Genomic DNA, 7390 nt, shown 5'->3' on the forward strand with positions numbered 1-7390 from the left:
CTTCATGCGGCCGAAACGAGCATGTAGCCGACGCCGCGCACCGTCTCGATGCGAACGCCGCTCGCGCCGTCTTCCAGCTTTTTGCGCAAGCGATGGACATAGACCTCCACGGCGTTGGACCCCAACTCCCCATCAAGGCCGAACAGTTGATCTTCCACGGCGCGTTTGACGACGACCTTGCCGGCCCGCCGCATCAATAGCTCCAACAATTGTGTTTCCCTTGCGGAGAGCGCGAGCGGTCTGGACCCGATCGACGCTGTCCGGGTTTGCACTTCGAATTCCAGCGCGCCGCAGCGAAGAGCTTTGCCTGCGTAGCCGTCGCGCCGCCGAAGCACCGCGAGCAGCCGGGCATGGAGTTCGTCCATGTCGAACGGTTTGACCATGTATTCGTCGGCACCCTCATTCAGACCAAGGATGCGGGCGTCGATCGAACCACGCGCCGTCAGTACGAGTACGGGACGATTGTCGCCATTGCGGCGCATCCGTGCAAGCAGTGCGATGCCATCCCCATCGGGCAAGCCGAGATCGAGCAAGACAGCGGCATAATCGATTGCCGCCAGATACTCCTCCGCTTCTTCGGCGCGCCGTGCGTGATCGGCAACCACTCCGCGTCGCGTGAGGGCATCGATCAGCGGCGCAGCGAGGGCGTCATCATCTTCGATCAACAGGATCCGCATCGTCCGACTTTCTGCAATGCAGCATTTGTAAGCGCGCTGTAAGGCAGCGCGCCTAGGGGTGCCAGTCCCGCCGCGACAGGGCCCATGATGCACGCTTCCCTCCCCCCACAATCGCTCCCGTCAACCCGCATGCTCACGCAGCGCAAGCAGATACGGTGGCTCGCTTTGCTCTCGGGCGCTGCGATCGGCCTTGCGCTGCTCTGGTGGGCGATCACGGCGCTCACACATCGCGAGCCCGCCCCCCTGCCCTCCACCCCACCGGGAACGCTGCGCTTGAGCCGTGAGCAGATGGCGGACCTGAAAACGATGCAGGTCGGTTATGCGGCGTCCGAAGATCGCACGCTTGCAAGCGGCGCCATCACCGTCGACGGCGACCGCAGCACGCCGGTGCTGATGCCCTATGCCGGTCAGATCGTCCGGGTCTTGGCCGACGCTGGGCAATATGTGCGCGCCGGGCAGCCGTTGCTCCTGGTCAAGACCAGCGACTTTGTCGATGCGCGCAGCAGCTTGTTCGCGGCGCGCGCCGCCTATCAGAACGCGCAGGCGCAACTCGCGACGGCGACGCGCAATGCCGAGCGCCAGCGCCAGATATTTGAGACCGCAGGCGGTGCGCAAAAGGATTATCAACAGGCCCAGACCGATCTGATCGCGGCGCAGGCGACAGCGCGTACCACTGCCGCCGCGCTGGGCGCGGCGCGCGACAAATTGGCGATCCTCGGCAAATCGCCTGGCGAGATCGGCAAGCTCGAAAATGTCGGTGAGGTCGCCGGCATCCACGACCGTACCACGCTGCACGCTCCGATCGCGGGCCTGATCGCCTCGCGCGACGTGTCGGCGGGCCAATATGTCTCGCAAGGTGGCGACAAGCCGGTCATGACCATCACCGATCCGTCACGCGTCTGGCTGATCGCGCAAGTCGCCGAGGGCGATGCCGATGCGGTGCATGTCGGGGATCAGGTGACGGTCACGACTCCGGCGCTGCCCGGCCGCAGCTTCCATGCGACGGTCGATCTGGTCGGTGCCGCGCTCGATCCGCAGACGCATCGCCTGCCGGTGCGCGCGACGATCGCCAACCCCGACAAGGCGTTGAAGCCGCAGATGTTCGCCAGTTTCGCGATCCAGCGGCCGCAAAGCGACGCCGCGCTGCTCGTGCCGAGCGTGGCGGTCATCCATGAGGGCGACTCTGCCCGGGTGTGGGTCGTGCGGCCCGATGGCCTGTTGCAGGCGCGCAACGTGACCGTGGGCGATGAACAAGACGGCACCGTCGTCGTCCGCGCCGGGCTGAAGCCGGGCGAGCGGATCGTCACCGCGGGCGCGCTGTTCGTCAACGAGGCAGGTCTCGGCGAATGAACCGGATCGTCGAATTCTCGCTGCGCCAGCGGCTGCTGATCGTCGGCATCTTTGCCGCGATGCTGGTCGCCGGCGCGATCGGCTTCTGGAACCTCAATATCGAGGCTTATCCCGATCCCGTTCCGCCAATGGTGGAGGTGATCACCCAGACTCACGGTCTTTCGGCCGAGGAGATGGAACGCAACGTCACCATTCCGATCGAGGTCGGCATGGCGGGCATTCCCCATCTGACCGCGATCCGCGCAATCTCGCTGTTCGGTCTTTCCGACATCAAGATCCAGTTCAGCTACGATCTCACCAACGAAGCCGCCAAGCAGCAGGTCATCAACCGCTTGTCGCAATTGCCGCCGCTGGCAGGTGGAGCCCAGCCGTCGCTGTCGCCGACCAGCCCGGTTGGCGAAATCTATCGCTACAAGATCACGGCACCCCCCGGCTATTCGGTGATGGATTTGAAGACGTTGCAGGATTGGGTGCTGCAACGCCGCTTCAAACGCATTCCCGGGGTGATCGACGTCACCGGCTGGGGCGGCAAGCTGCGCGCGTATGACGTGGTCATCGACAATGACCGGCTGGCGGCGCACGGCGTCACCGTCGGGCAAGTCCTCGCGGCGCTCGGCAAGAGCGACGGCAATGTCGGGGGCCAGACGATCAATTTCGGCGCGCAAGCCGCGATCGTGCGGGGCGTCGGGCTGATCCAGTCGGTTTCGGGCATCGAAAACGTGCTGGTCGGCACGGCAGCGGGGCAGCCGATCCTGTTGAAGGATGTCGCCCGCGTCCAGATCGGCAATGCGCCGCGGCTCGGCATCGCCGGCTATAACAATCAGGACGACATCGTTCAGGGCATCGTACTGATGCAGCGCGGCGCCCAGTCGATGCCGACGATCGAGGCGGTGCAGAAGGAAGTCGCCGACATCAACGCCTCGGGTATCCTGCCGCCGGGCGTCCATCTCGACCGCATCTATGACCGTTCCGACCTGATCCACCTGACGATCCACACCGTGCTGGAGAACCTGCTGGCCGGGATCGCGCTGATCTTCTTCCTGCAATGGGCGTTCCTCGGCAATCTGCGGAGCGCCGTCATTGTCGCGGCGACCATCCCCTTCGCGCTCGCCTTTGCGATCCTGATCCTGGTGCTGCAGGGCGAAAGCGCGAACCTGTTGTCGGTCGGCGCGCTCGATTTCGGGCTGGTGGTCGATGCCAGCGTCATCATGGTCGAGAACGTCTTCCGCCACATGGTCGAGCGGTCTGCGCATGTCGAAAGCGGGCGCGGCCATTACACCATGGCCAGCCGCTTCTCGGCAGTGCTTGGGGCGACCAGTGAAGTCAGCCGCGGCATCTTCTTCGCCGCCGCCATCATCATCGCGAGCTTCCTGCCGCTGTTCACGCTGACGGGGGTGGAAGGCCACATCTTCGGCCCGATGGCCAAGACCTATGCCTATGCCATCACCGGCGGCCTCATCGCGACCTTCACCGTCGCGCCGGTGCTGGCGACGCTGCTGCTGCCCGACAAACTGTCCGAAGTGGAAACCTGGATCGTCGCGCGGTTGCGTCGCGTATACGAACCCGCCGCCGCCTTCGCGCTCGCCAACCGCGTGCTCACGATCGGCGGCGCGCTCTTACTGCTTGCCGCGGCTGGGATCGGCGTGCGCTCGCTCGGGATCGAGTTCCTGCCGCATCTTGAAGAAGGCAATATGTATATCCGCGCGAGCTTGCCCGCCTCGATCAGCCTCGAGGCGGGGCAGCCGATCGTCAACGGCGTGCGCCGCATGATCGCGGAATATCCCGAGGTGGATTCGGTCCTCTCGGCACACGGCCGTCCCGATGACGGCACCGATTCCACCGGCTTTTTCAACGCAGAATTCTTCGTGCCGCTGAAGCCGTTCAACACCTGGCCGTCGGGCGTGACCAAGGAAACGCTGACCGCCGAAATCTCCAAGCGGCTGCAAGCCAAATATCCCGGCGTCGATTTCTCCTTCTCGCAATATATCGAGGACAATGTCGAGGAAGCCGCCTCGGGCGTGAAGGGTGCCAATTCGATCAAGCTATTCGGCCCGGATCTGCCTACGCTCGAAAAATATGCCGACGCGATCAAGGACGAGATGGCGAAGGTCCCCGGCATCGCCGATCTCGGCGTGTTCCAGTCACTGGGCCAGCCGACCGTGCGCATCGACGTCGACCGTGCCCGCGCCTCGCGCTATGGCCTGACGCCGGATGACATCAACGCGACCGTCGCGGCGTCGATCGGCGGGCAATCGACCGCCGACCTGTACGAAAAGGGCACCGACCGCCACTTCCCGATCGTCGTGCGCCTGAAATCGGAACAGCGCGATTCGATCGACGCGATCCGCCGCATCACCGTCGGGGCACCTGCGCCCGGTGGCACCGGCACGATCCAGGTGCCGCTATCCGAAGTGGCCGACATCAAGCTCACCTCGGGCGCGTCGTTCATCTATCGCGAGCATCAGGAGCGCTACATCCCGATCAAATTTTCGGTCCGCGGCCGTGACCTTGGCGGCGCGGTGGAAGAAGCGCGCGCGCGGATCACCCGCAGCATCCATCTGCCGCCCGGCTATCACCTCGAATGGGCGGGCGAACTCGACAATCTCAACAACGCCGTCGCCCGGCTCGAAGTGGTCGTGCCGATCAGCCTCTTGCTGATCCTGCTGCTGCTCTATGCCAATTTCGGCTCGATCCGCGACAGTTTGCTCGCCTTCTCGGCGATCCCGATGGCGATCATCGGCGGCGTGCTGGCGCTGGCGCTGACCGGCACCGCCTTCAGCATCTCCTCGGCGATCGGTTTCGTCGCGCTGTTCGGCATCGCCGTGATGGACGGGATATTGGTCGTGACGACCTATAATCAGGCGATTGACGAATTTGGAGACCGGCCGGCGGCTCTGGCAACAACCGTTCGCCACAGCCTGCGCCCGGTCGTGATGACGTGCCTGGTGGCGGCGATCGGCCTGCTGCCGGCTGCAATGTCCAACGGCATCGGCAGCCAGGTGCAGAAGCCGCTCGCTCTGGTCGTGGTCGGCGGCATGACGCTGGCGCCGCTGCTGATCCTGCTGGTGCTGCCGGTGCTGATCGACCGCTTTTCGCGCCGGGTGAAGCCAGCGGATCGCGGCGCACACGGTCGCGACGTCGGACATCATCCATTGCCTGGGATCGACCCAGAGGGGACTCTGGCATGAAGCGCTTGGTTCTGCCGCTGTTGGCGCTGACACCGACGATTTCGGGATGCGCGGTCGGGCCGCGCGATCTGGACGCACAGGTTGCGCCACCCCCGCCGGGCGCGCCGGAACGCTTTGCGCCGCGTGCCGGGCCGGAGCAGGTCACGACCGCTGCCCCGGTCGCTCAAGATTGGTGGCGGGCATTCGGCTCGAGCGACCTCGACGCGTTGGTCGATGAAGCGCTGCACCATGCCTCCGATCTTGCCGTGGCCGACGCCGCTTTGCGCCAAGCGCGCGAGCAAGCGGGCGCGGTCGCCGGTTCGGCCTTACCGCAGGTCGATGCAAACGTGCAGACGCAGCGTACCCGCGTGTCCCGGGCGCTGGCACCGGCAGTGACCGACGCCACGCAATATCTCTACACGCTGCATACCGCGCAATTGACCGTGAGCTATGGCCCGGACCTGTTCGGCGGGAATCGGGCTCGCATCCGGTCCGCCCGCGCAGCAACCGATGTCGCTCGCTACCGGCTCGATGCGGCGCGCGCGACGGTAGTCGCCAATCTCATTTCTGCGGTGATCCAGCGCGCGTCGCTTTCCGAGCAGATTGAGGCGGCAAAGACCAGCGTGTCGATCAATCGCGACATTCTGCAAAACCAGTTGCGACGGCAGCAGCTCGGCGCGATCGGCGCTGCCGATGTCGCCACCCAACAGGCCGCACTCGCAACGGCCGAAGCGGCTTTGCCGGCGCTGGTCCGGGCAGAAGCGCATCAGCGCGTGCTGATCGGAACCCTGCTCGGCCGGGCGGCGGGAAACGAACTGCCGCGTCTGCCATCCCTCGCCGCGCTGCGATTGCCCCACGATCTGCCGCTGACGGTCCCGTCAGATCTGCTGGCACGGCGCCCGGACGTGCGCGCCGCCCGCGCGCAACTGGAAGGAGCCGGCGCGGATGTCGGGGTCGCGATCGCGGCACGACTGCCGAGCATTCAGCTGAGCGCAAGCGGTGGCGGCACAGCGCAACATGTCTTGGATCTGTTCCAGAACGGCAACCCCTTCTGGACGGTGATCGGCGGACTGACGCAGCCACTCTTTCATGGCGGCGCCCTGCGCCATCAACAGCACGCGGCGGAGGCCGCGCTCGATGGGGCGAAGGCACAATATCGCGCCTCGGTCCTTCAGGCTTTTGGCGATGTGTCCGATGCTTTGACCGGCCTGCGCACCGATGCAGACGCGCTCGATGCAGCAGCCCGCGCCAGCGACGCTTCGGCACGCACGCTGGTGTACGTCCGACGGCAGCTTGCCCTTGGCGACGTCGGTACGCTGGCGCTGCTCAATGCTGCTGCCGCTGACGCGCAAGCGCGCGCGCAGCTCATCCAGGCGCGCGCGGCACGCCTGAGCGATACGGTCGCGATCTTTCAGGCGGCCGGCGGCGGCGTTGTGGAGGAACGATGATGGCGGGCCCGATCGGAGCAACCAGCGGCAAATTCGTCTTGATCGGGGCAACCCTGCTCTTGAACGGACGCGTCAACGATATTCCTGTTCGTCTTGCCATCGTGCCGGGGGCCTCGACATCGGCAATCAGCCCGGACTTGTCCGCTCGGCTCGCAGCGCGACGCGGAGGCGGCGATGTGAGCATTCACCTGCGCGCCGAGACCTTTCGCGCCCGGGTCGAAAGCATAGAGGGACAGCCAAGCACAGGAGCCGCGATACGACTTGGCCAGGATGTGCTCGACGAAAATCCTATCGAGATCGACTTCGCCCATCAACGCGTGCGGCCGCTCTCACCGAGCGAGGCAACCCGCTTTGAGCGTCGCGCACAGCCGATCGCGCTTCATCACGAACCGGACGGCAGCGTGTCGGTCGACCTCGCCGGGGGGACCGGCACGCCGGTATCTGCACGGCTGGACCTGTCGCGGGCGGTCGGCGTTACCATGCACGGGCTGAACGCGGGAAGTGCGGTAAAGGTCGGCGGGGTCGCGCTACCGAAGGTCGAGGTCAGCGACGGGCCGAAGCCAGTGGTCGGTCTTTACGCATTGCGGCATGTTCGCGTAATTTTCGACCTTGGGCATGACCGTATCTGGGTTCACCGCTAACGTGTGACGAGATCCGGTTTTCATCAACCGGACGGCACAGCTGCGTCACCACGCGCCTGTTTCGGCTTCCCTCGGGATGGAGGAACGGGCCTGGCAGCGAGGTCAAT

General features: G+C 65.4%; 5 protein-coding genes. 4 read left to right on the forward strand and 1 reads right to left on the reverse strand.

What is annotated here, in order from left to right; genetic code table 11:
- Nucleotides 1–2: 2 nt before the first annotated feature.
- Nucleotides 3–677: a response regulator gene (locus AB5I39_RS17455; protein ID WP_404369728.1), complete on the reverse strand. Its 675-nt coding sequence runs from the start codon at nucleotides 675–677 to the stop codon at nucleotides 3–5.
- 87 nt (nucleotides 678–764) lie between these two features.
- On the opposite strand from AB5I39_RS17455, the gene AB5I39_RS17460 reads away from it, so the two are divergent.
- Genes AB5I39_RS17460 through AB5I39_RS17475 form a run of 4 tightly spaced genes read left to right on the forward strand, consistent with a single transcriptional unit; the run spans nucleotide 765 to nucleotide 7283 of the window.
- The gene (locus tag AB5I39_RS17460) at nucleotides 765–2027 is read left to right on the forward strand and encodes an efflux RND transporter periplasmic adaptor subunit (protein ID WP_404369730.1); all 1263 of its coding nucleotides are present in this window, start codon (nucleotides 765–767) and stop codon (nucleotides 2025–2027) included.
- Nucleotides 2024–5215, forward strand: coding sequence for an efflux RND transporter permease subunit (locus AB5I39_RS17465; RefSeq protein WP_404369731.1), 3192 nt, complete (start codon nucleotides 2024–2026; stop codon nucleotides 5213–5215). Before AB5I39_RS17460 ends, AB5I39_RS17465 begins: the two co-directional genes overlap by 4 nt.
- Entirely contained in the window at nucleotides 5212–6642 is a 1431-nt protein-coding gene (locus tag AB5I39_RS17470; protein WP_404369733.1) for an efflux transporter outer membrane subunit, read from the forward strand. Before AB5I39_RS17465 ends, AB5I39_RS17470 begins: the two co-directional genes overlap by 4 nt.
- A complete protein-coding gene (locus tag AB5I39_RS17475) occupies nucleotides 6642–7283 on the forward strand; it encodes a hypothetical protein (RefSeq protein ID WP_404369734.1) in 642 nt (213 codons plus the stop codon). Before AB5I39_RS17470 ends, AB5I39_RS17475 begins: the two co-directional genes overlap by 1 nt.
- Nucleotides 7284–7390: the final 107 nt, after the last annotated feature.

It is taken from the genome of Sphingomonas sp. MMS24-J45 (assembly GCF_044881195.1).
Classification (GTDB): domain Bacteria; phylum Pseudomonadota; class Alphaproteobacteria; order Sphingomonadales; family Sphingomonadaceae; genus Sphingomonas.

Coding starts and splice junctions, on each gene's coding strand:
- AB5I39_RS17455 (WP_404369728.1), bottom strand. CDS start 677: ATGCGGATCCTGTTGATCGAAGATGATGACGCCCTCGCTGCGCCGCTG.
- AB5I39_RS17460 (WP_404369730.1), top strand. CDS start 765: ATGCACGCTTCCCTCCCCCCACAATCGCTCCCGTCAACCCGCATGCTC.
- AB5I39_RS17465 (WP_404369731.1), top strand. CDS start 2,024: ATGAACCGGATCGTCGAATTCTCGCTGCGCCAGCGGCTGCTGATCGTC.
- AB5I39_RS17470 (WP_404369733.1), top strand. CDS start 5,212: ATGAAGCGCTTGGTTCTGCCGCTGTTGGCGCTGACACCGACGATTTCG.
- AB5I39_RS17475 (WP_404369734.1), top strand. CDS start 6,642: ATGGCGGGCCCGATCGGAGCAACCAGCGGCAAATTCGTCTTGATCGGG.